General features: G+C 46.7%; 23 protein-coding genes. 20 read left to right on the top strand and 3 right to left on the bottom strand.

The window, feature by feature from the left end:
• The first annotated feature begins 601 nt into the window (after positions 1-601).
• From AB0763_RS10240 to pgpA, 14 genes are all read left to right on the top strand, one after another.
• Entirely contained in the window at positions 602-1,891 is a 1,290-nt protein-coding gene (locus AB0763_RS10240) for an NCS2 family permease (RefSeq protein ID WP_306100782.1), read from the top strand.
• 82 nt (positions 1,892-1,973) lie between these two features.
• Complete coding sequence (gene gpt, locus AB0763_RS10235) at positions 1,974-2,438, top strand: xanthine phosphoribosyltransferase (RefSeq protein WP_306100783.1); 465 nt, start codon at positions 1,974-1,976, stop codon at positions 2,436-2,438.
• 90 nt (positions 2,439-2,528) lie between these two features.
• Positions 2,529-3,776 (top strand): esterase FrsA, encoded by a 1,248-nt coding sequence (gene frsA / locus AB0763_RS10230; protein ID WP_306100784.1) that lies wholly within the window; start codon positions 2,529-2,531, stop codon positions 3,774-3,776.
• Positions 3,777-3,865: 89 nt separating this feature from the next.
• A complete protein-coding gene (crl, locus tag AB0763_RS10225) occupies positions 3,866-4,243 on the top strand; it encodes a sigma factor-binding protein Crl (protein ID WP_306100785.1) in 378 nt (125 codons plus the stop codon).
• A 145-nt stretch (positions 4,244-4,388) separates the two neighbouring features.
• Complete coding sequence (gene proB, locus AB0763_RS10220; protein ID WP_306100786.1) at positions 4,389-5,528, top strand: glutamate 5-kinase; 1,140 nt, start codon at positions 4,389-4,391, stop codon at positions 5,526-5,528.
• Positions 5,529-5,546: 18 nt separating this feature from the next.
• The gene (locus tag AB0763_RS10215) at positions 5,547-6,797 is read left to right on the top strand and encodes a glutamate-5-semialdehyde dehydrogenase (protein ID WP_306100787.1); all 1,251 of its coding nucleotides are present in this window, start codon (positions 5,547-5,549) and stop codon (positions 6,795-6,797) included.
• Between the two features lie 170 nt (positions 6,798-6,967).
• A complete protein-coding gene (gene nrdR, locus AB0763_RS10210) occupies positions 6,968-7,417 on the top strand; it encodes a transcriptional regulator NrdR (RefSeq protein ID WP_306100788.1) in 450 nt (149 codons plus the stop codon).
• A 6-nt stretch (positions 7,418-7,423) separates the two neighbouring features.
• A complete protein-coding gene (gene ribD / locus AB0763_RS10205; RefSeq protein WP_306100789.1) occupies positions 7,424-8,530 on the top strand; it encodes a bifunctional diaminohydroxyphosphoribosylaminopyrimidine deaminase/5-amino-6-(5-phosphoribosylamino)uracil reductase RibD in 1,107 nt (368 codons plus the stop codon).
• Between the two features lie 5 nt (positions 8,531-8,535).
• Positions 8,536-9,192, top strand: coding sequence for a riboflavin synthase (locus tag AB0763_RS10200; protein ID WP_306100790.1), 657 nt, complete (start codon positions 8,536-8,538; stop codon positions 9,190-9,192).
• Positions 9,193-9,230: 38 nt separating this feature from the next.
• Positions 9,231-10,340, top strand: coding sequence for a bifunctional 3,4-dihydroxy-2-butanone-4-phosphate synthase/GTP cyclohydrolase II (gene ribBA, locus AB0763_RS10195; protein WP_306100791.1), 1,110 nt, complete (start codon positions 9,231-9,233; stop codon positions 10,338-10,340).
• A 140-nt stretch (positions 10,341-10,480) separates the two neighbouring features.
• Complete coding sequence (gene ribE / locus AB0763_RS10190; RefSeq protein ID WP_306100792.1) at positions 10,481-10,951, top strand: 6,7-dimethyl-8-ribityllumazine synthase; 471 nt, start codon at positions 10,481-10,483, stop codon at positions 10,949-10,951.
• Positions 10,951-11,418, top strand: a complete 468-nt coding sequence (nusB, locus tag AB0763_RS10185; RefSeq protein ID WP_306100793.1) for a transcription antitermination factor NusB — start codon at positions 10,951-10,953, stop codon at positions 11,416-11,418. The genes ribE and nusB overlap by 1 nt, the downstream gene beginning before the upstream one ends.
• Before the next feature lie 64 nt (positions 11,419-11,482).
• Positions 11,483-12,463: a thiamine-phosphate kinase gene (thiL, locus tag AB0763_RS10180; protein ID WP_306100852.1), complete on the top strand. Its 981-nt coding sequence runs from the start codon at positions 11,483-11,485 to the stop codon at positions 12,461-12,463.
• The gene (pgpA, locus tag AB0763_RS10175; protein WP_306100794.1) at positions 12,456-12,959 is read left to right on the top strand and encodes a phosphatidylglycerophosphatase A; all 504 of its coding nucleotides are present in this window, start codon (positions 12,456-12,458) and stop codon (positions 12,957-12,959) included. The genes thiL and pgpA overlap by 8 nt, the downstream gene beginning before the upstream one ends.
• 277 nt (positions 12,960-13,236) lie before the next feature.
• Here pgpA and dxs read toward each other — a convergent pair whose 3' ends face one another.
• The 3 genes from dxs to xseB are packed head-to-tail and all read right to left on the bottom strand — an operon-like array spanning position 13,237 to position 16,261.
• On the bottom strand, positions 13,237-15,102 hold the full coding sequence (gene dxs / locus AB0763_RS10170; RefSeq protein ID WP_306100795.1) for a 1-deoxy-D-xylulose-5-phosphate synthase: 1,866 nt from the start codon (positions 15,100-15,102) through the stop codon (positions 13,237-13,239).
• A 21-nt stretch (positions 15,103-15,123) separates the two neighbouring features.
• A complete protein-coding gene (ispA, locus tag AB0763_RS10165; protein ID WP_306100853.1) occupies positions 15,124-16,008 on the bottom strand; it encodes a (2E,6E)-farnesyl diphosphate synthase in 885 nt (294 codons plus the stop codon).
• A 7-nt stretch (positions 16,009-16,015) separates the two neighbouring features.
• The gene (gene xseB / locus AB0763_RS10160; RefSeq protein ID WP_306100796.1) at positions 16,016-16,261 is read right to left on the bottom strand and encodes an exodeoxyribonuclease VII small subunit; all 246 of its coding nucleotides are present in this window, start codon (positions 16,259-16,261) and stop codon (positions 16,016-16,018) included.
• A gap of 371 nt (positions 16,262-16,632) precedes the next feature.
• Here xseB and pomA point away from each other — a divergent pair, with 371 nt between their 5' ends.
• The 6 genes from pomA to AB0763_RS10130 all read left to right on the top strand — a co-directional run bounded on the left by pomA (position 16,633) and on the right by AB0763_RS10130 (position 22,543).
• Entirely contained in the window at positions 16,633-17,394 is a 762-nt protein-coding gene (gene pomA / locus AB0763_RS10155; protein WP_306100797.1) for a flagellar motor protein PomA, read from the top strand.
• An 18-nt stretch (positions 17,395-17,412) separates the two neighbouring features.
• Positions 17,413-18,381 carry a flagellar motor protein MotB gene (locus AB0763_RS10150; RefSeq protein ID WP_306100798.1) on the top strand — a complete coding sequence of 323 codons (969 nt, stop codon included), beginning with the start codon at positions 17,413-17,415 and terminating at the stop codon, positions 18,379-18,381.
• A gap of 325 nt (positions 18,382-18,706) precedes the next feature.
• Positions 18,707-20,158, top strand: a complete 1,452-nt coding sequence (thiI, locus tag AB0763_RS10145; protein ID WP_306100799.1) for a tRNA uracil 4-sulfurtransferase ThiI — start codon at positions 18,707-18,709, stop codon at positions 20,156-20,158.
• Between the two features lie 484 nt (positions 20,159-20,642).
• A complete protein-coding gene (locus tag AB0763_RS10140; protein WP_306100800.1) occupies positions 20,643-21,563 on the top strand; it encodes a transcriptional regulator GcvA in 921 nt (306 codons plus the stop codon).
• Complete coding sequence (locus AB0763_RS10135) at positions 21,544-22,170, top strand: alpha/beta fold hydrolase (protein WP_306100801.1); 627 nt, start codon at positions 21,544-21,546, stop codon at positions 22,168-22,170. The genes AB0763_RS10140 and AB0763_RS10135 overlap by 20 nt, the downstream gene beginning before the upstream one ends.
• Positions 22,160-22,543, top strand: a complete 384-nt coding sequence (locus AB0763_RS10130; RefSeq protein ID WP_306100854.1) for a DUF423 domain-containing protein — start codon at positions 22,160-22,162, stop codon at positions 22,541-22,543. Before AB0763_RS10135 ends, AB0763_RS10130 begins: the two co-directional genes overlap by 11 nt.

The raw sequence follows: 22,543 nt of genomic DNA, 5'->3' as shown, positions 1-22,543 counted from the left end.
CAAGGAACCGAGGATCAATTGTTTTTAACGATTTAGATCAAGAGGTGTAAAATGACAGGTTTAACGAGTGTAAAGTTTTGGCAGCAAACAAATAACGTCTATACACAAAACTTTATGTATCGCCCGTGTTTCGGTTATTGTAAATGACAGTGACCTGGACAAGTGATTGAACGAAAGTTCACCCCCCTATTATTTAGAATTTCCAAGTGATTTTCACGCCGCTTTGCTAGCGGCGTTTTTTTTTGCGACCGAGAAATCAAATTTGTGGCTTTGGCTTGTTATTTTCTCTCGTCCTTTTAACATAGTTTGCCACTCACCGAGGAAATGGAGATATCCGTGGTGAGTGCACCGTATTTTAACGATTATTTTTCCTTCATCGATTTGGTTTTCGTTATGTTTTGAGCGGTTTTGTCTTACGCTTGACTATATTTTGAAATGGATTTTGGGATATATCAGACTTCTTTATTCAATGAGTTTTGTATTTGTAAGTTGCTTTTTTACCAATTGGTCGAAAGTCTCTGGCATTTATAATTTGATAATTCTATAATTCGCGCCAATCGATTACGCAACCGTTTTACTCAATCTTTGACAGGATTCAAATATGCTCGAAAGGCTTTTTAAACTCAGTGAAAATGGAACCACTGTACGTACTGAAGTGGTCGCTGGTCTCACCACCTTCTTGACCATGGCTTATATTATTTTCGTCAACCCTGCTATCTTATCCGATACCGGTATGGATCGCGGTGCGGTATTTGTGGCGACGTGTTTGGCGGCGGCGATCGGCTGTTTTATCATGGGCTTTGTTGCTAATTACCCGATCGCCCAAGCACCAGGCATGGGACTCAATGCGTTCTTTACTTATGCCGTTGTGCTGGGAATGGGGTATTCCTGGCAAGTGGCGTTAGCGGCGGTATTTTGCTCGGGTGTGCTGTTTATTCTGCTCAGCTTATTTAAAGTTCGCGAGTGGATTATTAATTCCATTCCGATGTCGTTGCGCACGGGTATTTCTGCCGGTATCGGTTTGTTCCTCGCTTTCATTGCCTTGCAAAACAGCGGTATTGTTGTCGATAGCCCAGCAACGTTAGTGACACTGGGTGATATCACCTCCGTATCAGCACTGTTAGCGGCGTTGGGTTTCTTTATCACCGTTGCCTTAGTACATCGCAAAATCAAAGGCGCTGTCATGATTGCCATTTTGGCTGTCACGGCTTGTGGGCTTTTATTTGGTGACGTTCAGTGGCACGGTGTAATGTCTGCTCCGCCAAGTATCGCACCAACCTTTATGCAGCTCGACTTTTCTGCGGTATTTGAAATCGGTATGATTTCGGTTGTATTCTCATTTTTATTCGTTGATCTGTTTGATACTGCGGGTACTTTGGTCGGCGTAGCGAGCAAAGCTAACCTGATCGACAAAGACGGTAAAATTCCACGTTTAAACCGTGCGCTTTTAGCCGATTCAACCGCCACTTCTATTGGCGCTTTGCTCGGTACGTCTAATACGACCTCTTATGTAGAAAGTACGGCCGGGGTTGCTGAAGGCGGCCGCACTGGTCTGACTGCCGTTGTGGTTGGCGTTTTATTTCTTTTAGCGCTATTCTTTTCACCATTAGCCGGTATGATCCCCGCTTATGCGACGTCCGGTGCGCTGTTCTATGTCGCTATCTTGATGATGTCAGGATTGGCAAACATTGAATGGAATGACATTACTGAGTCGGCACCGGTCGCGGTGACCTGCTTACTTATGCCTCTTACTTACTCTATCGCAGAGGGTATCTCTTTTGGTTTTATCGCTTACGCTGCCATTAAATTATTCAGCGGAAGAGCGAAAGAGGTATCATTAAGTGTATGGGTAATGGCGATTATTTTCATCGTTAAGTTTGCTCTGCAATAATTAAGAGTTCGCTTAACACTTCTAAGCCTGTCGATATAACCTATCGTCAGGCTTTGCTATATTCACAGATTGGGTTATGACAATGAGCAAAAAATTTATTATCACTTGGGACAACATGCAAGCTTACTGCCGAGAACTGGCAGAAAAACAAATGCCTGCAGAGCAATGGAAAGGAATCCTAGGTGTGAGTCGTGGCGGTCTCGTCCCTGCCGCGATCCTCGCTCGTGAACTCGGCATTCGTTATGTGGATACCATTTGTATTTCCAGCTATGATCACGATCATCAGCGCGACATGAGTATTTTAAAAGCACCAGAACACGACGGTGAAGGATTTTTGATTGTCGATGATTTAGTGGACAGTGGTGATACCGCAAGACAAGTCAGAAAAATGTACCCCAAAGCGAAGTTTATCACGGTATGTGCTAAACCTGCCGGTGCTGAACTTGTCGATGAATACATCGTCGATATTCCACAAGACACTTGGATTGAACAGCCTTGGGATTTGACACTGTCTTACGTCGAGCCGATTAATCGCAAGCAAAAGTAACCGATATCGTTCACTTTGTTTGATTTATGCCCCTTTGATAAGGGGCATTTTTTGTTATTCTCTAGCCCTAACGTTGCATCTGAGGTCATTATGCGAAAGCCCCTGAGTGATAATTTATCTGAAACACTCTTTACCAACCACAAGCAGGCAAGAGAAACATCATCATTAATTCCGTATATGCCGAGCAGCGAAGCACGATTGGCACAGCGGCAAGACCATCAAGCTTGGTATCGCCAGTTGCGTCCTACGCAATGGATTTGGCAAGGCGTTGACCCGATAGAATACAAAGCGATTATGGCATCTATCGCGGCATCAAACGGTTCGCGAACTCATGATCACTGGTTGGATACTGTGATGGGCTATCGCAGTGGTAACTGGGCTTTTGAGTGGACGCGCTCGGCGATGCAACATCAACAAAAGGCACATGAACTGACAGGTGATGCCGCGGCTGAGGCCTTGTTTCGAGCTTCGTTGCACTACAGTTTGGCTGGCTACCCTCATCTAAAAAACGATAACTTGGCGATACAGTCTCACGCGTTGGCGACAGCCAGTTATCTCGAGGCTGCAAAACACTCTCGCTATAAGATTAAAGCGGTTGAGTTTCAATATAAGAACAAAAAGATTCAAGGCTACTTGCATTTGCCTCACACCGATGAGCCTTTGCCAACGGTGATCGTCGCTCCGGGCTTAGATAGTCTACAAACGGATATGTGGGCCTTGTTTCGCGACCATTTTGCGCCGCAAAAGATAGCAATGTTAACCTTGGATATGCCCTCGATTGGCCATAGCAAACAATGGCCATTGAGTGAAGACAGCAGTTGTTTACATCAAGCCGTCTTGTCTCAATTGCCCACTTTGCCGTGGGTTGATCATTACCGTATCGGTTTACTTGGCTTTCGCTTTGGTGGTAACGCTATGGTGAGGCTGGCTTTTATCGAACAGAGCAAAATAAAAGCTTGTGTGGCCTTAGGGGCGCCCATTCACCAAGTGTTCATCGATGAAGAAAAAATCCGCACGATGGATAAAATGTACCTTGATATCTTGGCGTCCCGCGTCGGACGTTTACCCGTTGATATTGATAGCTTAACGAAGCGAATGAGGGCGTGGTCGCTCAAAGTACAAGGCATTCTCAGCGGTCGTCAGTGTGACGTGCCTATTTTGGCTCTCAGTTTACCGGGCGATAGCATTTCTCCCGCCAGTGATAATCAATTGGTCGCCCTTTACAGTCGCCAAGGTAAAACAAAGAAATTAACCAAAAAGTCAATTACACAAGGGTACGATCAGGCTCTCAAAATGTCATTGCAATGGTTAACAGAACACCTTCAAGAGCAAAGTTAAGTCTTATTGCGATTGACTGTTTGTAGATAAATGCTAACAGTATCTTTAATTTATCGATAACTAAAAAATTGAAAATTAGGGAGATTGTTATGAGTGAAGCTGCTTTAAAGCCGACATACCACCGGCTCATTGCTAAGTTTAAGAGCATTGGCCCTTATTTGCGTGAAGAGCAAAGCAGTCAGCAGGGCTTTTTCTTTGATTGTTTTAGCCTCTGTGTCGACAGTCGCAGAGAACCCGACAGTCGAGAGTTTTATGGCTGGTGGATGTTGCTAACGCCAAATGATAATGGTGATGAGTTTTATGCTGACTATCAAATTGGCCTTTTCGATCAGGGCGGAAATTGGCAACAACACCCACTTTCAGAAAAAGCACTGTCGGAAGTTAAGCAAACCTTGGATGACTTCGATAGTAAACTGCAAGACCTGCTCAGTAGTAAATTTGGTTTATCTGTGAAACGCCGTCAATAAGGTAGGCGTTGATGACGCAATCAAGTACCGCACAATACGAAATGGAATTGAGCTAATTAAAAATAGTCAAGCGAATGGTATTTCTACTTGGAAGTCGTTATCCCCTTTGCTATAACATCGTTCTTATTTTTGTAAAGATCAGAGAATGATGACAACACAACAACCTTCAGGTACGACTCAATCACAAACGGTTGTGGTTAAGCTCGGTACCAGTGTTCTTACCGGCGGTACAAATGCGCTCGATCGCGCTCACATGGTTGAGCTTGCCAGACAGTGCTCAGAATTAACTCGACAAGGCCATTCGGTTGTGTTGGTTTCTTCTGGCGCGATTGCAGCTGGTCGCGAACATTTAGGTTATCCTGATTTGCCCACATCAATCGCCAATAAGCAGATGTTTGCCGCCGTTGGTCAGAGTTATTTGATTCAAACATGGGAGCGTTTGTTTGCGATTTACGGGTTGAAAATTGGTCAAATGCTACTCACGCGTGCTGATCTTGAAGACCGCGAGCGATTTTTAAATGCTCGTGACATGATCAATACCTTGATTGCCAATGGCATCATTCCGGTCGTCAATGAAAATGACGCAGTGGCCACCAATGAAATCAAAGTCGGTGATAATGATAACTTATCTGCTTTGATTGGTATTTTGTGTGGTGCGGACAAACTCCTGCTCCTCACGGACCAAAAAGGCCTCTTTACCGCCGATCCTCGAAAAGACCCCAAAGCTGAATTGATCAGAGAAGTTCGCACTATCGACGACACGCTGCGCAAAATTGCCGGTGACAGTGGTACTTCTCTTGGTACGGGGGGGATGGCGACCAAACTCAAAGCGGCCGATATTGCGCGCCGTGCCGGAATTGAAGTGACGATTGCCGCAGGCCGTGCTCCGAACGTTATTTTTGATTGTTTGAGTGAACACTACCAAGGCACGCGTTTTTGGCCTTGTCAGGAAGCCTTAGAAAATCGCAAACAATGGATATTAGCGGCACCGGTCTCGTCGGGCGATATTGTTGTTGATGGCGGAGCGGTCAACGCTGTCATTAACCAAGGCAGTAGCTTATTAGCCAAAGGCATTTGTGACGTACAGGGTAATTTTTCCCGTGGTGATGTTGCGCGCATCGTCAATCGAGAAGGAAAAATTATTGCCAGAGGGTTGACGCATTATTCCAGCCAAGAGCTGCTCAAAATTGCCGGGCGGCACAGTCGAGATATTCATGATATCTTAGGCTATGACTACGGCTCAGAAGTTATCCATCGCGATGATATGGTCGTGATTCAAGAATAAGAAAGAAGAGGGATAAAAGTGGACTTACAACTATTGGGCAAAGCGGCAAAAGAGGCCGCTTTCCAATTGGCGACAGCCTCAACCGCACAAAAAAACCACGCTTTAGCTATTATGGCTGATGAGCTTGAAGCGAATGCAGAACGTATTTTGGCTGCCAATAGCAAAGACATCGAGGCCGGCCGCCAAGCCGGTCTGACTGAAGCGATGCTTGACCGCTTGTTTCTCGACCAAGGACGTTTGTCTGCGATGGCACAAGACGTGCGCAATGTCATTCAACTCGACGATCCCGTTGGTGTTGAGCTCGACAGCAAGATTTTGCCCAATGGTATGCGTTTATCGCGTCGAAGAGTGCCCCTTGGCGTGGTTGGCGTGATCTATGAAGCGCGTCCTAATGTGACGATTGATATTGCCGCTTTGTGTTTAAAAACCGGTAATGCGGCGATCCTGCGCGGTGGTAAAGAAACGTTTGCCACTAATATGGAATTGGTCAAAGTGATTCAAATCGCATTAGAAAAAGCGCAGCTTCTCTCTGCCTCTGTCCAATACATTGATAACCCAGATCGCGCCTTAGTTGCCCAGTTGTTAAAGCTCGATCAATACGTGGATATGATCATTCCACGCGGCGGAGCTAACTTGCACAAAATGTGTCAAGAAAACAGCACCATTCCCGTTATCATTGGCGGTTTTGGTATCAGTCACATTTTTGTCGATAACAGCGCCGACATCGAACGCTCCTTACAAGTTATTACCAATGCGAAAATGCAAAGGCCCTCAGCCTGTAATGCCCTCGATACCTTATTAGTGCATCGCGATGTCGCCAAGCCCGTTTTAACTCAATTGGCAGAGCGTCTTTCAGAGCAGCTAGAATTTGTGGCCACTCAGGAAGCCTACCCGCTGTTAGCCGCGGCGCAATCTGTGCGCGTGGCCGAGGACGGCGATTTTGATACTGAATGGCTCGCCTTTACACTCGGCGTTCGCATCGTTGAAGATGTTGAACAAGCGATTGATCACATGCGAACTCACAACGCTTCCCATTCCGATGCGATCATGACCGAAAGCCTTGCTAATGCAGAGCGCTTTATCAATGCGGCTGGGTCGGCAGCGGTCTACGTGAACGCTTCAACGCGCTTTACCGATGGCGCACAATTTGGTTTGGGCGCCGAAGTGGCCGTCTCGACGCAAAAGCTGCACGCCCGCGGTCCAATGGGACTGGAAGAGTTGACCAGCTACAAATGGGTTGGCATCGGCGATTACTTGGCGAGAAGTTAATCGGCGTTAGTGTCAGCGCCTTTTTCAGTTAGGTTTTGATATAAAAGGGAGTTCGACTCCCTTTTTCTTTCCCTATCATTTCGCTTTCCGCTAAACTGAAGCCATTGTCACTGTCTTTCTCTAGACAGATTGAACGATTGACAGATTAAGACAAAGTGTTTGGAGGTTTTATGCATTGTCCATTTTGTTCCGAATGTGATACTAAGGTTATTGATTCTCGCTTGGTTGCAGATGGGCACCAAGTGCGCCGCCGCCGTCAGTGTTTAGCTTGCCAAGAGCGCTTTACCACCTTTGAAACGGCTGAATTAGTCATGCCAAAAGTGATCAAAAGCAATGGCAATCGCGAACCGTTTAATGAAGATAAAATGGTGGGTGGGTTGCAAAGGGCACTGGAAAAGCGGCCAGTGAGTGCTGATGCGATTGAGTTGGCGATTACTCATATTAAATCTCAACTCAGAGCAACCGGTGAGCGCGAAGTCTCCAGTGCCATGATAGGTAACTTTGTGATGGAGCAACTCAAAGAGTTAGACAAGGTCGCTTACATTCGCTTTGCTTCTGTGTATCGCAGTTTTGAGGACATCAAAGAGTTTGGTGAAGAAATAGCACGCCTAGAAAATTAGGAATTTATGACCACATTTACTTTATTCGACCATCAAATGATGGCTAAAGCGATCGAACTTGCTCGCGCTGGGGTATACACCACCTCGCCCAATCCCAATGTCGGATGCGTTATTGTTCAAGACCAGACCATTGTCGGTCAAGGGTTTCACTTTCAAGCCGGGCACCCCCATGCCGAAGTACACGCGTTGCGCGAAGCGGGTGAGTTAGCCGCAGGGGCGACGGTATACGTCACCTTAGAGCCTTGCTCACACTACGGTCGTACACCACCTTGTGCCAAAGGGCTTATTGATGCCAAAGTCAAAAAAGTGATCTGTGCAATGCAAGACCCTAACCCTCAAGTGGCAGGTCGAGGCATTGCTATGCTCAGAGAAGCTGGCATTGAGGTCGAAGTCGGGTTATTAGAATCTCAAGCAAAGGCCCTAAATCTCGGTTTTATCAAAAAGATGCAGTCGGGCATGCCGTATGTTCAGCTGAAAATGGCGGCCAGTTTAGACGGCCAAAGTGCACTTTCCAACGGTCAAAGCCAATGGATTACCTCGTCGGATGCTCGCCGTGACGTGCAAAAGTTTCGCGCCAAATCTGGTGCTATTTTGTCGACCAGTAAAACGGTGATTGCAGATAATGCGTCACTGAATGTTCGTTGGTCACAATTGCCGCCGAGTGTACAAGCGCATTACCACCAAGATAAAGTTCGTCAACCGACACGGGTTATTTTGGATCGGTGCGGGCGTTTGAGCTCGGATCTCAAGCTTTATCAGCACGAGGGAGACATCCTCACCGTGGGCGGTGAAAACGCCGATATTTTAGCGCCTTGCAAAGAAGATGGTTTCGTTGATCTCACTTCATTATTGTCGATTTTGTCACAGGCAGAGAACATCAATCATTTATGGGTCGAAGCGGGCGCCACATTGGCCGGGAGTTTGTTAAAAGCCAAACTTGTCGATCAGTTGGTGATTTATTTGGCGCCAAAATTGATGGGCAGTGATGGGCGCGGTTTGCTCGGTGCTTTAGGCTTAACCCAAATGCAAGACGTGATAAACTTACACTTCGATGATGTGCGTTTAGTCGGTCGCGATATTCGTATTATCGCCTCAATAGATTACAAAGAGTAAAAAGTATGTTTACTGGAATTGTGGAAGCGGTCGGAACCCTGTCTGCGATGACGCCAAAAGGCGGAGATATAAGTGTGACCGTTGAGTCCCATGGCTTAGATATGAGCGACGTGAAACTGGGCGACAGTATTGCCACCAACGGCATTTGCCTAACGGTTGTCGCCATGACGCCAAACAGTTACAGCGCAGACTTGTCCTTAGAAACCCTAGATAAAAGTGCTTTTTCAGAGTATCAAATCGGTGACAAACTCAATTTAGAAAAAGCCATGTTGCCCACGACTCGCTTTGGCGGTCACATCGTTTCTGGTCATGTTGATGGTGTGGGAGAAATAGTCGAGCGACAAAGTGTTGGCCGCGCGATTGAATTTTGGGTTGCTTGCCCACATTCAATCAGTAAGTACATTGCAGAGAAAGGTTCTATCACTGTCGACGGAATCAGTTTGACGGTTAATGCGCTTCGCGATGATGCTTTCAAATTGACCATCGTACCTCACACCGGTGGTCAAACGACGATTGATGATTTTCACGTCGGTAAAAAGGTTAATTTAGAAGTGGATGTCTTGGCGCGTTATATGGAAAGGTTACTGCAAGGGCAAGCGCAGACATCGTCACCGACATCTCGATTAACGATGGACTTTTTACAACAAAATGGTTTTGCTTAAAGCGAAACAGTACAACTAAATAAAAAATAGGAATTGACATGTCGATCAGTACTCCAGAAGAAATAATTGAAGATATTCGTCAAGGTAAAATGGTCATTTTGATGGATGATGAAGATCGCGAAAATGAAGGCGACATCATCATGGCTGCTGAACATGTCACACCTGAAGCGATCAATTTTATGGCGACCCATGGCAGAGGATTAATTTGTTTGACTCTGACTCATGAACGCTGCCATCGATTGGGCTTACCGCCGATGGTACAAGATAACAATGCGCAATTCTCGACGGCGTTTACTGTGTCTATTGAGGCCGCAGAAGGCGTGACGACCGGTATTTCTGCTGCAGATCGCGCGCGCACAGTCCAAGCGGCAGTGGCCAAAGATGCCCGAGCGGCCGATCTGGTTCAGCCTGGCCATATTTTTCCTTTAACCGCTCAAGATGGCGGTGTTTTGGTTCGCGCTGGTCACACGGAAGCGGGGTGCGATTTGGCTCGTCTTGCGGGGCTAGAGCCTGCGGGTGTGATTGTAGAAATCTTAAAAGAAGACGGCAGTATGGCTCGTCGCCCAGATCTGGAAGTGTTTGCACAGCAGCACGGCATTAAATTGGGCACCATTGCCGATTTGATCGAGTACCGCAATAATACCGAAACCACGATTCAGCGTGTGGCAAGTTGTCGCTTGCCGACCGAATTTGGTGAGTTTGAGCTGGTGACTTACCAAGACATTATTGATCAGCAAATTCACTACGCTTTGGTCAAAGGCCCATTGACCGATGAAGCGCCTTTGGTGCGCGTGCACTTGCAAGATACCTTTACCGATTTGTTGCGCAGCGATCGCAATACCGAACGCAGTTGGGGGCTAGAACAAGCCATGCAACGCATCGGACAAGAGGGCGGAGTACTCGTCATTTTGGGTAATCAAGAAAGCCCAGAGCTGATTTTACATCGGGTAAAAATCTTTGAACAGCAAGACAAAGGCCAAGCGCCGGCGACCGCCAAAAAGCAAGGCACATCGCGTCGTGTTGGGGTGGGCTCACAAATTCTTTCCGACCTTGGTATTAAGGATATGCGCTTACTGTCTTCCGTCAACAAAAAGTACCACGCTTTGGGTGGCTTTGGCTTGAACGTGGTCGAGTACGTGTGTGAATAAATGGACTTGAAAGCAGTCTGGCACTGCTTTCAAGCATTGTGATTTAAATGACGTTGCCGGAAATATCAATAGATATTCGCCTTGAGTTTGTGCTAGAATCCGGCGATTCTCACTAGTTGAACAGAGTTAAAGGAAAGTTTATGAAAGTGATCGAGGGTGGCTTCCCAGCGCCACAAGCAAAAATTGCGATCGTTATTTCTCGTTTTAACAGTTTTATTAACGAAAGTTTGCTGTCAGGTGCTATCGACACTTTGAAACGCCATGGACAGATCAGCGAAGACAATATTACCGTTGTCCGTTGCCCAGGTGCCGTTGAGTTGCCATTAGTTGCTCAGCGCGTTGCAAAGACCGGTAAGTTTGACGCTATCGTTTCACTGGGCTCAGTGATCCGTGGTGGTACACCTCACTTTGACTATGTTTGTAGTGAAATGAACAAAGGATTAGCACAAGTATCACTAGAGTTCAGCTTGCCTGTCGCTTTTGGTGTGCTAACCGTTGATACTATCGATCAGGCGATCGAACGCGCAGGAACCAAGGCTGGTAATAAGGGTGCAGAAGCTGCACTTAGCGCACTTGAAATGATTAATGTTTTATCTGAAATAGATTCCTAATGGGGGCCAGTGTGAAACCAGCCGCACGTCGAAATGCACGTCAATTTGCTTTGCAAGCGATTTATTCTTGGCAAATTACAAAAGAAAATGTTGCCACTATTGAAGAGCAATTTCTCTCTGGTGATAAGTACGATGAAGAAGAGCACCACGTATCTGAACCTGCGCTTCATGCACCAGAGACAGACGTTGATTATTTTCGCGATTTATTAACCGGTGTGGTTTTGAGCCACCAAGAGCTCGATAGCAAGTTGCGACCATTTGTTTCACGTCCTATGCAAGACTTAGATCAAATGGAGTTAGCACTGCTGCGTTTGGCGATGTACGAAATGACGCGCCGTGAGGACGTTCCTTATAAAGTAGTAATAAATGAGGCCATTGAACTGGCTAAAGTGTTTGCTGCAGAAGACAGTCATAAGTTCATCAATGGTGTGTTGGATAAAGCGGCACCCCATGTACGCAAAAAATAAGATATAATGATGTATAGAGACCAGCAATCGCTGGTCTTTTTTTTGAATGAAGAATGGGATGAACATGCTTGGAGAGTTTGACCTAATTGAAAAATACCTCGTTGGTAAACAACGCCAGCGCAAAGATGTTGCTCTTGCGGCCGGCGATGACTGCGCATTAGTGATTCCACCGAAAGACTGCCATATTGCTGTGACTACCGACACTTTAGTTGCGGGTACACACTTCTTGCCCGATGCCAATCCAGCCTGGTTGGCACATAAGGCATTAGCAGCCAACCTCAGTGATCTCGCCGCCATGGGAGCGACGCCGACCTGGGCGTCACTGGCTTTGACCTTACCTAAATTAGATGAGCCTTGGATGGCTGCCTTTTGCCAAGCCTTTTTTGAGTTAGCCGATTATTTTGATATTCAATTGATAGGCGGTGATACCACAAAAGGGCCTTTGTCCATAACGTTAACGGTACAGGGCGTCGTGGGTAAAGATCAGGCCTTGACACGCCACGGTGCAGAGCCAGGAGATTGGATTTACGTGACTGGCCATTTAGGGGATAGCCAAGCGGGCTTAGAGGTGATTCTCAAGCCTGAATTAAAAAGCCAACCTTTTGCCGAACATTTAGAGCGTCAGCATTTTATGCGTACGCCACGTATTCTCGCTGGCCAATCTTTGACTCGCTATGCCACTGCTGCTATTGATATTTCCGATGGTTTGTTGGCCGATTTATCGCATATTTTACAGCGCTCCAATGTCGGTGCTTTAATCAATGTTGAGCAAATTCCTGTATCGAGTGAGCTGCAAGCGTTTTGCCGCGGCAGTGAACAGGCTTATCAATACGCTTTGAACAGCGGAGAAGAGTATGAGCTGTGCTTTACTTTGCCAGACTACCACCGCGAGCAACTCGAACAAGCACTGGCCCATACCGCGACCCCGGTTACCTGTATTGGCCAGATCCGCGGTCAGGCGGGGTTAGAGTGTCGATTAAATGATAAGCCATTTGAGCAGTCGGTACAGGGCTTTGATCATTTTAAAGGGCAGCTTGATGAATAACCCAAAACAAAAACTGTCGATGTCTAACCCATGGCATCTGTTGGCCATTGGCTTTGGCAGCGGCTTATCACCTTGGGTTCCCGGTACAATGGGCACCTTGGCATCGGTGCCATTCGCTCTGTTGTTGAGTGGCCTTAGTCCGGCTTTTTATGCTTTGATTGTCGGCCTTGCCTGTGTCGTCGGGGTGAAAATTTGTGATATTACCGCGCGCGATATGGGCGTGCATGATCACGGTTCGATTGTGTGGGACGAGTTTGCGGGGTTTTGGATCACCATGCTCCCGGTAATCTTCTATGCTCCATCGGTGTTGGATTGGCACTATTGGCTCACAGGCTTCGTGCTGTTTCGCTTTTTCGATATGTTAAAACCTTGGCCAATCTCATGGCTAGATAAAAAGGTTCACGGCGGACTCGGCATCATGGTCGACGATATTGTCGCGGGTGTGGTCTCGGCCTTGTGCTTACTTGCGATTGCTCAATATGCCGGTTGGTGGTAATACCAATCTAACTAAATAGCTGGTCACCCTAACTGGTTAAAAAACTCGATAACATCGTTAAGAAAATAACTTGTAAAACAAAGACTAACTGTATTTTCTTGCCTTGTTCTCAAGCTTGATCCTGCGCTATCATTGACCACATACTTAATCAGATTGGTATCAATGACCACTAGAGCGTGATGGTGATGAAAAAGGCGCCGGTATCATGTGCGTTGTGATACCGGCGCCTTCGTTACGATACACCATGGCCCCTGACTGAGGGGGACACCAAACAGGGTTAATCGGCGAGGTAGCGCAAAATGGCGCGTTGAATCCCTTCGCCATCTAACTCGAGTTCTTGATACAACTCTTCTTGCGTACCTTGATGAATAAAGTGATCAGGAAGGCCAAGGTTTAACACCTGGTTGCGCTGTTTGTTTTTCATCAAACACTCATTAACAGCAGAGCCTGCACCACCTGCGATGGCGTTTTCTTCTAATGTCACTAATGTTTCATGCTGCTGAGCAACTTCAAGCAGCAATGCTTCGTCGAGGGGTTTGACAAAACGCATATCGATGACACTCGCATTGAGCGCTTCAGCCGCTTCTATGGCATAGGGAAGTAAAGGACCAAAGTTAAGAATGGCAAGGTTGCTGCCTTGGCGTACGGTACGAGCCTTGCCAAGGGGGAGTGCAGTAAAGTCTTTATCGATTGCCGCGCCCATGCCCGCGCCCCTTGGGTAGCGTACCGCACTTGGGCCAGGGTGTTGATGACCGGTGTAGAGCATCTGTCGGCACTCATTTTCATCACTTGGCGTCATTATCACGAGGTTGGGGATACAGCGTAAAAAGCTAATATCAAATGCCCCTTGGTGAGTTTGTCCATCAGCGCCGACCAGACCTGCTCGGTCGATGGCAAACATCACGGGTAAGTTCATGATCGCGACATCGTGAATAAGTTGATCATAACCTCGTTGTAAAAAGGTGGAATAAATCGCCACGATGGGTTTTTTGCCACCAAGAGCCAAACCCGTCGCTAAGGTCACTGCGTGTTGCTCTGCAATCGCGACATCAAAATACTGCTGAGGGAAGCGTTTTGAGAATTCAACCATACCCGAGCCTTCACGCATGGCTGGGGTAATGGCCATTAAGTCGCGATCGATTTTAGCCATATCACACAAAAATTGGCCAAAAATAGCAGAGAAAGTGGGTTTAGCGCTGCTGCTTTTGGGTAATTGTTGCTGGTCGAGATCAAACTTAGGAACGGCGTGATAACCAATCGGATCGTTTTCGGCCGGTGCATACCCTTTGCCTTTTTTGGTCATAATATGAAGAAATTGTGGCCCTTTGAGCTCGCGCATGTTGCGCAGAGTCTTGACCAGTTCATTGACATCGTGACCATCGACAGGGCCGATGTAATTAAACCCCAACTCTTCAAAGAGAGTGCCGGGCGCCACCATCCCTTTGAGGTGCTCTTCGGTGCGCTTGGCAAATTCTTTGATGGGTGGCAAGCCGGAGAGGACTTTTTTACCGCTTTCGCGAATCGATGTGTACAAGCTCCCAGACAGCAATTGCGCCAAGTGGTTGTTCAACGCCCCAACGTTTTCTGAAATCGACATTTCGTTATCATTGAGGATGACCAGCATATTGGGCTTGATGTCACCGGCGTGGTTCATCGCTTCAAAGGCCATGCCAGCGGTAATGGCACCATCGCCAATCACACTGACCACTTTGCGATCTTCACCATTGCGATCTGCGCTGATGGCCAAGCCTAATGCGGCACTGATGGAGGTTGACGAGTGACCGACAGACAAGGTGTCGTACTCGCTTTCATCGCGCCATGGGAAGGGATGCAACCCGTCTTTTTTGCGAATGGTGGCTATTTTTTCGCGGCGACCAGTGAGAATTTTATGAGGATAAGCTTGGTGTCCGACATCCCAAATCAGTTTGTCATAAGGGGTTTGGTAGACGTAGTGTAAAGCGACAGTCAGTTCGACGGCGCCTAGTCCAGAAGCAAAATGGCCACTCGACTGGCTCACTGAGTTGAGTAAGTAGTTTCTGAGCTCTTCACAGACCTTAGGCAAAGACTCTTTCGGTAATTGGCGAAGCTCTTCTGGCGTATTGGCCAGAGCAAGCATAGGGTACTTAGAAATATCAAGTGTCATAGACGGTGCGCGCTTGTTTGTTTAGTTATTGCGCTCGACAATAAATCGGGCGAAATCTTCCAGTAATTGAGTATCGTATGGGATGTTTGCCAAGGCTTGTAAGGCATCATCAACCAGTGATTGCGCTTTTTGCTTGGCTCCCTCTAAGCCCAGTAACGCGGGATAGGTACTTTTATTGGCGGCGAGATCTGAGCCTTGAGGCTTACCCAAGGTTTGTGTATCGCTAGTGATATCAAGGATATCATCTTGAACTTGAAAAGCTAACCCAATTGCGTCAGCGTAGTGTTCTAACTCTTCAAGATGTGCGCTGCCTCTCTCACCGGCTGCCAAGGCACCAAGTTGAACCGCGCAGCGGATCAGAGCCCCGGTTTTCATTCTGTGTATGGTTTCTAATTTTGCAAGAGAGATAGATTTACCCTCTGCTTGTAAATCCAGTGCCTGTCCCATACACATCCCTTGGGCGCCAGAGGCAAAAGCCAATTTTTCAATCATCGCAATGCGGTTGGGCTCGGCGTTCTTATCTAATGGGCCGCGGGCTAAAATAGTAAAAGCCAGAGTTTGCAGTGCATCGCCAGTTAATATTGCCGTGGCCTCGTCAAATTGCACGTGACACGTGGCCTGGCCGCGACGCAAATCGTCGTCGTCCATGGCCGGTAAATCATCGTGGATCAACGAATAAGCATGAATACACTCGATGGCGCTTGCCGGGGTATCTAAGTCTTGTTCAGCGCAGCCAAAGAGCTGACCCGTCATGTACACCAGAGCCGGTCGAATGCGCTTGCCGCCGAGCAATAACCCGTAACGCATCGCTTGAGTGAGGGAAGAGTGCGGTGTGGGAAGATCCGCTAGCCATTGTTCGAGTTGTTGGTTGTTACGCGTTTGATAATGCGTTAATGAAGAGAGCATCGCGGCATTACTCATCGTCATTGTCGATATGAAAAGGAGTCAATTCCTGATCGTGTTGTTGCTGCAATATACTGACGCGTTGCTCTGCTTGGCTGAGTTTAGATTGGCCAGAGCGAGCCAGCGCAATACCACGTTCAAATTGCTTAAGCGCGTCTTCAAGGGGTAAATCACCTTGTTCTAATTGTTCAACAATACCATCGAGTTCAGTGATTGCCGCTTCAAATGTCATGTTGTCGGGTTTTTTCGTCGCCATGGTATTTACCTTGATCGTTGTCTGAGATTGACTTTGCAAATCGATGAGATGAAAACTCAGTTCGGAAGCAGCAAAAGTCCTATTGATGGCCTACGGCTACGATGTCTGGGTGTTTGTCGGCAATTCATGCCGTTTTGAGTGGCCATTGCCGGGCTCTTAGTATAGCGAAATGCACCAAACCATTATAGGCCGCCATCATCACGGCCAACATTCTAACCTGTACCGTGATATAGAGTGAAGCATTTCACACCGGTGATTGAATAAAATAGAATGGATTACATTGAATTTTAGTAAATTTTCCATTCCGTTTGCCGATAATAGAGTTACACTAAGAAATATCGACCTTTGGCAATGAAAAACAAGGAGCGCGTGTGGATTTAGCCACTTTAATTGGTTTGATCGGTAGTTTTGCTTTTATCATCATGGCGATGATTCTTGGCGGCAGCATCAGTATGTTTGTCGATACTACATCTTTGTTAATTGTGATTGGCGGCTCAGCCTTTGTGGTATTGATGAAATTTACCATGGGGCAGTTTTTTGCCGCGTCCAAAATTGCCATCAAGGCGTTTATGTTTAAAACCGATGAGCCTGAAAACTTAATTGCCACCATCGTAGAAATGGCCGATGCGGCTCGTAAAGGTGGCTTTTTGGCGCTCGAAGAAATGGAAATCACCAACAGTTTTATGCGCAAGGGCATTGACTTACTTGTCGATGGGCACGATGCGGATGTGGTACGTGCCGCGATGCAAAAAGACATAGCACTTACCGATGAGCGACACGAAAAAGGCACCAAAGTGTTTACCGCATTTGCCGATGTGGCGCCGGCGATGGGAATGATTGGTACCCTCGTTGGTCTGGTGGCCATGCTGTCTAATATGTCCGATCCGAAATCCATCGGCCCTGCGATGGCGGTGGCCTTGCTAACGACCCTGTATGGCGCCATGATGTCGAACATGGTGTTTTTCCCCATTGCCGATAAATTGTCACTGCGTCGAGAACAAGAAACCCTGAATCGACGCTTGATCATGGATGGAGTCTTGGCCATACAAGATGGTCAAAACCCTCGTGTGATTGACAGTTACTTAAAAAATTACCTCAACGAAGGGAAACGCGCACTTGATGATGCGGAGTAAAGGCGAGGAGATCAGATAATGGATGAAGAAAACAACTGTAAATGTCCACCGCCAGGCCTGCCGGCTTGGATGGGAACGTTTTCTGATTTGATGGCATTGCTGATGTGCTTTTTCGTTCTTCTCTTGTCTTTTTCTGAAATGGACGTACTCAAATTCAAACAAATTGCCGGCTCAATGAAATTTGCTTTCGGGGTGCAAAACCGTTTGGAAGTAAAAGACATTCCCAAAGGAACCAGTGTGATTGCTCAAGAGTTTCGACCTGGTCGCCCTGAACCGACCCCCATTGATGTCATCATGCAGCAGACCATTGACGTGACACAAAAAACACTTGATTTTCACGATGGAGAATCCGATAAGGCGGGGGGAACCAAGCGCGATGAAGGCAAGTTAACCGGTGGCCAATCGCCAGAAAACTCCACCAATGCCAACCAAAATGAACAAGCGGAGCAACAGCAACAACAAGCCCAGCAGCAAGCACAACAATCAGAAGAGTTAGATACGACCGTTGAGAGCATTAAAAAAGCCCTTCAGCGCGAAATCGATCAAGGCGCGATCGAAGTGGAGAATTTAGGTCAGCAAATTGTGATACGCTTGCGAGAAAAAGGGGCATTTCCCGAAGGTTCGGCATTTTTACAACCCAAGTTTCGCCCTCTAGTCCGACAGATCGCTGAATTGGTTAACGATGTGCCGGGTATGATTCGCGTGTCAGGTCATACGGATAACCAGCCATTAGAGTCTGAGCTTTATCGCTCTAAATGGGACTTGTCTTCTCAGCGAGCTGTCTCAGTTGCTCAGGAAATGGACAAGGTTCCCGGCTTCGATCACCAAAGGTTACAAGTTAGAGGCATGGCTGATACTGAGCCGTTGGTGGCGAATGATACCCCTGCCAACCGTGCTCGAAATCGACGGGTTGAAATCAGTATTTTACAAGGTAAACCTCTTTACAGCGAAGAAGTGCCTGACATTCCACCGTTAAGTGATAATTAACTCATTTCACAGCGAGTCATCACGGCTCGCTTTTTTATCCTTGCTGACTCGTGTATAATTCGCGCCCTTGAGTGTCTTTGTTATGCTTTGTCTTGTACCAATAGGCGCTGCCGTTCTGTGATTATGGCCGGTTGCGTAGGCGATGAAACGGTCGATAACCTAAAAAGTGCGTTCGCCATAAAGCGAATTTAGCCAGATTGTACTTTTGATTGGTTTGTTATCCATGTTTTATATATTGTCGCTGCGGTTTTCTACCGGCGATTGGTCGTTCGACAAAACCGCCTTTGACGTACTATCTAGCCTGTTATGATTAGCGAAAAATATTATGAAATTAATTGTTAGACCCCATCCGGAAATTTTTGTGAAAAGTGAATCGGTTCGTAAGCGTTTCACAAGGATTCTAGAATGCAACCTTCGTAATATTATTAAGCGCCGTACGCGTTCTGTGGCAGTTTTTAATCGTCGTGACCACATCGAAGTAAGTTCAGAAAGTCATGACTATTATGAACAGGTCATCGAAATTTTGACTCACACGCCAGGTATTCATCACGTTCTCGAAGTCAAGCAATCGCAATTTACCGATATGCACAATATCTTCGAGCAAGTTTTGGAAACCAATCAAGCGCAGTTAGACAATAAAACGTTTGTCGTTCGCGCCAAGCGTCGCGGCAAGCACGACTTTACCTCTATTGAGCTTGAGCGTTATGTCGGCGGCGGTTTAAATCAAGCGATTGAAAGTGCCAAAGTCAAGCTTAAAAACCCAGACGTAACGATCAATATTGAAGTGACCAACGACATTTTAGATCAAGTCATTGCGCGCCATAAAGGGTTGGGCGGTTTTCCGTTAGGGACTCAAGAGGATGTACTGAGTTTGATTTCTGGTGGTTTTGACTCGGGTGTGTCGAGTTACTTACACATCAAGCGCGGATCAAAAGTGCATTACTGTTTCTTTAACTTGGGTGGCCCAGCCCATGAGATTGGCGTAAAACAAGTGGCGCATTACTTGTGGAATAAATTTGGTTCATCGGCTAAGGTGAAATTTATCTCTGTCGACTTTGAACCGGTTGTCGCAGAAATTCTTGAGAAAGTTGACGATGGCCAAATGGGCGTCGTCCTCAAGCGTATGTTCATGCGCGCTGCGGGCAAAATCGCCGATAAATTTGGTATTCAAGCCTTGGTGACCGGCGAAGCATTGGGGCAAGTGTCGAGCCAAACCCTGACGAACTTGCGTATGATAGACAATGTGACAGACAGTTTGATCTTACGTCCTTTAATCAACTGGGACAAAGAAGACATTATTAATCTAGCGCGTACTATCGGCACGGAAGACTTCGCCAAAACCATGCCTGAGTACTGCGGGGTTATATCTAAAAAGCCGACGGTAAAAGCCCGTCAAGATAAACTCGAAGCGGAAGAAAGCCATTTTGATTTTGCCATTCTTGATCAGGTGGTTTACGACGCCCGCATCATGGACATTCGCGAGATCGCAGAGCAAGCTCAACAGGCCGCCCCAGAAGTTGAACAAGTCTCTCAACTTCAAAATGATGCCGTGGTATTGGATATTCGCAGCCCTGAGGAAGAAGATGAGCAGCCATTAGAGCTTGACCAATGCGAAGTGAAGCACATTCCATTTTACAAGTTAGCCACTCAATTTGGCGATTTGGATCAGAGTAAAGAATACTTGTTATATTGTGATCGCGGTGTGATGAGTCGCTTGCAGGCTTTGTATCTGCAAGAGCAAGGCTTTCACAACGTCAAAGTGTACCGACCTCACTAAATTGTGATGGATAAATAATTCGACACCCGAGCCGCGAAGTCACTTTCGCGGCTTTTTTATTGTTGCAAGTACGCCGATAAAGCTTGATAACAACAAACCAGTCTACGTTAAAAAGGATTATATTTATTCATCTGATTAAATAAGGTTAAGCGCAGAGTGAAGCGCGGTGGATTGGTAGTTCGTTCAGTGAGACAATAAAAAAAACGCCACCTATAAAATAGGTGGCGTAAAAAACTTTGACAGACAGGTCAAAAAATAAATACAGGAAGTAAGATGAAAGTAAGTAGAGACTTAGCTTCATCAGTAGTAGCAAAGCTACTTAACTCGAAATACGAGTTTGCAAACACAACATCGCAACACAGGAGTAAATGACAAAGTTGTCGCTTAACTAGGTTGCGGGGCAGAATATAGAATTATTATGGCTTTATCACAATCGACAATTTATAATGCTTCGCATAAGAAAAACTAATCTTTGAGTAAATCTATGTCTCGTCGATTACCGCCACTCAACGCCTTGAGAGTGTTTGAAGCTGCTGCTCGTCATTTGAGTTTTACGCGCGCAGCGGAAGAGCTCTTTGTCACTCAAGCCGCCGTGAGTCACCAAATTAAAACCTTAGAAGCCTTTTTGTCGATCAAGCTGTTTCGGCGTAAAAATCGAGCTTTGCTGTTAACTGAAGAGGGGCAAAGTTATTTCCTCGACATCAAAGATATTATTAAAGCGATAGGTGAGGCGACGGATAAGGTTCTCGAGCGCAGTGAAAAAGGCACCTTGACCATTAGCCTGCCACCGAGCTTTGCTATCCACTGGCTGGTGCCGAGGTTGGCCGATTTTAATCGTCAACAACCCGATATTGATGTGCGTATCAAAGCGCAAGATGTTGAAGAAGGTTCGCTAACAGACGATGTCGATGTGGCTATCTATTACGGACGAGGCCAATGGTCAAATGTTCGAGCCTATAAGCTTTACCAAGAGTTTTTGATCCCGGTGTGTGCCCCAAGTCTACTAGAAGATGACAAACCCTTAACTCAGCTTGCTGACTTGAGACATCACACTTTATTACACGACGGTTCGCGAAAAGCCTGGCAACAGTTTGTCAAACAAAAAGCAATAGCGCAGGTGATGGTCAATCAAGGGCCGATTTTTAGTCATTCAACCATGGTGTTACAGGCCGCTGCACTTGGTCAAGGCATAGCATTGGCTAACAGTGTCTTGGCGAAAACGGATTTGTCATCTGGGCGCTTGATAGCCCCATTTGATGAAGTGCTGTTTACCGACAATGCCTTTTATTTAGTCTGCCACGAAAACCAAGCTGAGATGCCCAGAATTGCGACATTTCGAGATTGGATGATCACCACGACTCAAAGAGAGCAAGAGGAGTCACTCGATGATGCAACCAAAAATTGATGGCGATACGTCACCTTACACTTTTATTTTTGCCCATGGGGCTGGCGCGGGGATGGATCATTCGTTTATGACGACGATTGCTAAGTTATTGGCGCAAAGAGGCATTAAAGTCGTGCGTTTTAACTTTCCGTACATGATACAACGTGAAAAAGATGGCCGTAAGAGACCGCCAGACCGAGCCCCAAAACTTCTTGAGGCCTATCGGCAGATCATTACAGAGTATGCCCAAAAGGGACCGATTGTGATTGGCGGTAAGTCAATGGGGGGCAGAATGGCCTCTTTGCTCGCCGAAGATGAGCAAGTGTTGGCGGTGGCTTGTTTGGGGTTCCCCTTTCATCCACCTGGTAAGCCGGAAAAATACAAAGGTGAACACTTGGCGAGTATCGTTAAACCGACCTTGATCTTACAAGGGGAAAGAGACGCTTTTGGCCGTGTTGAAGAGGTGGCTGATTACTCATTGTCTCCCTGTGTTGAGGTGCAATACCTCACCGATGGCGACCACAGCTTTACGCCGAGAAAACGCTCTGGTGTCAGCGAAGAAGAGAATTTAATTCAGGCTGTTGAATGGCTCAGTCACTTTATTAAGAAGCAATATGATGAACAATAATAAACTGTATGGATTGGCGGCTTGTCTTTGTGCGGTTGCTGTTTTGTTGGGGGCTTTTGGTGCCCATGGTTTGGCGAATGTGTTAAATCCGCAGCAGTTAGACGCGTATCAAACCGGGGTTCATTATCATTTTATACACAGTATTGGCGCTTTGCTGTGCGGTGTTTTTGCCAACCAAGCCTCGTCACTTAACCGCCAAAAAGGTTTCTTTTATGCGGCGCTTTGTTTTATCATCGGCGTCTTTTGTTTTAGTGGCAGCTTATACGCGTTAGCCTTGACACAGCAAACCTGGTTTGGTCCTATTACGCCGCTTGGCGGCCTGATGTTTGTTGTCGGCTGGCTGCGTTTCGCTTGGGCACTGTGGAAATCATAA

The sequence above is a fragment of the Vibrio sp. HB236076 genome (genome assembly GCF_040957575.1).
GTDB lineage: Bacteria > Pseudomonadota > Gammaproteobacteria > Enterobacterales > Vibrionaceae > Vibrio.
This window is presented reverse-complemented; position numbering and strand designations above follow the sequence as displayed.

Coding starts and splice junctions, on each gene's coding strand:
- thiI (WP_306100799.1), top strand. CDS start 18,707: ATGAAATTAATTGTTAGACCCCATCCGGAAATTTTTGTGAAAAGTGAA.
- AB0763_RS10140 (WP_306100800.1), top strand. CDS start 20,643: ATGTCTCGTCGATTACCGCCACTCAACGCCTTGAGAGTGTTTGAAGCT.
- ribBA (WP_306100791.1), top strand. CDS start 9,231: ATGTCGATCAGTACTCCAGAAGAAATAATTGAAGATATTCGTCAAGGT.
- nrdR (WP_306100788.1), top strand. CDS start 6,968: ATGCATTGTCCATTTTGTTCCGAATGTGATACTAAGGTTATTGATTCT.
- pgpA (WP_306100794.1), top strand. CDS start 12,456: ATGAATAACCCAAAACAAAAACTGTCGATGTCTAACCCATGGCATCTG.
- ispA (WP_306100853.1), bottom strand. CDS start 16,008: ATGCTCTCTTCATTAACGCATTATCAAACGCGTAACAACCAACAACTC.
- gpt (WP_306100783.1), top strand. CDS start 1,974: ATGAGCAAAAAATTTATTATCACTTGGGACAACATGCAAGCTTACTGC.
- ribD (WP_306100789.1), top strand. CDS start 7,424: ATGACCACATTTACTTTATTCGACCATCAAATGATGGCTAAAGCGATC.
- proB (WP_306100786.1), top strand. CDS start 4,389: ATGATGACAACACAACAACCTTCAGGTACGACTCAATCACAAACGGTT.
- AB0763_RS10150 (WP_306100798.1), top strand. CDS start 17,413: ATGGATGAAGAAAACAACTGTAAATGTCCACCGCCAGGCCTGCCGGCT.
- frsA (WP_306100784.1), top strand. CDS start 2,529: ATGCGAAAGCCCCTGAGTGATAATTTATCTGAAACACTCTTTACCAAC.
- dxs (WP_306100795.1), bottom strand. CDS start 15,102: ATGACACTTGATATTTCTAAGTACCCTATGCTTGCTCTGGCCAATACG.
- AB0763_RS10200 (WP_306100790.1), top strand. CDS start 8,536: ATGTTTACTGGAATTGTGGAAGCGGTCGGAACCCTGTCTGCGATGACG.
- AB0763_RS10130 (WP_306100854.1), top strand. CDS start 22,160: ATGAACAATAATAAACTGTATGGATTGGCGGCTTGTCTTTGTGCGGTT.
- ribE (WP_306100792.1), top strand. CDS start 10,481: ATGAAAGTGATCGAGGGTGGCTTCCCAGCGCCACAAGCAAAAATTGCG.
- thiL (WP_306100852.1), top strand. CDS start 11,483: ATGCTTGGAGAGTTTGACCTAATTGAAAAATACCTCGTTGGTAAACAA.
- AB0763_RS10240 (WP_306100782.1), top strand. CDS start 602: ATGCTCGAAAGGCTTTTTAAACTCAGTGAAAATGGAACCACTGTACGT.
- AB0763_RS10135 (WP_306100801.1), top strand. CDS start 21,544: ATGATGCAACCAAAAATTGATGGCGATACGTCACCTTACACTTTTATT.
- xseB (WP_306100796.1), bottom strand. CDS start 16,261: ATGGCGACGAAAAAACCCGACAACATGACATTTGAAGCGGCAATCACT.
- crl (WP_306100785.1), top strand. CDS start 3,866: ATGAGTGAAGCTGCTTTAAAGCCGACATACCACCGGCTCATTGCTAAG.
- nusB (WP_306100793.1), top strand. CDS start 10,951: ATGGGGGCCAGTGTGAAACCAGCCGCACGTCGAAATGCACGTCAATTT.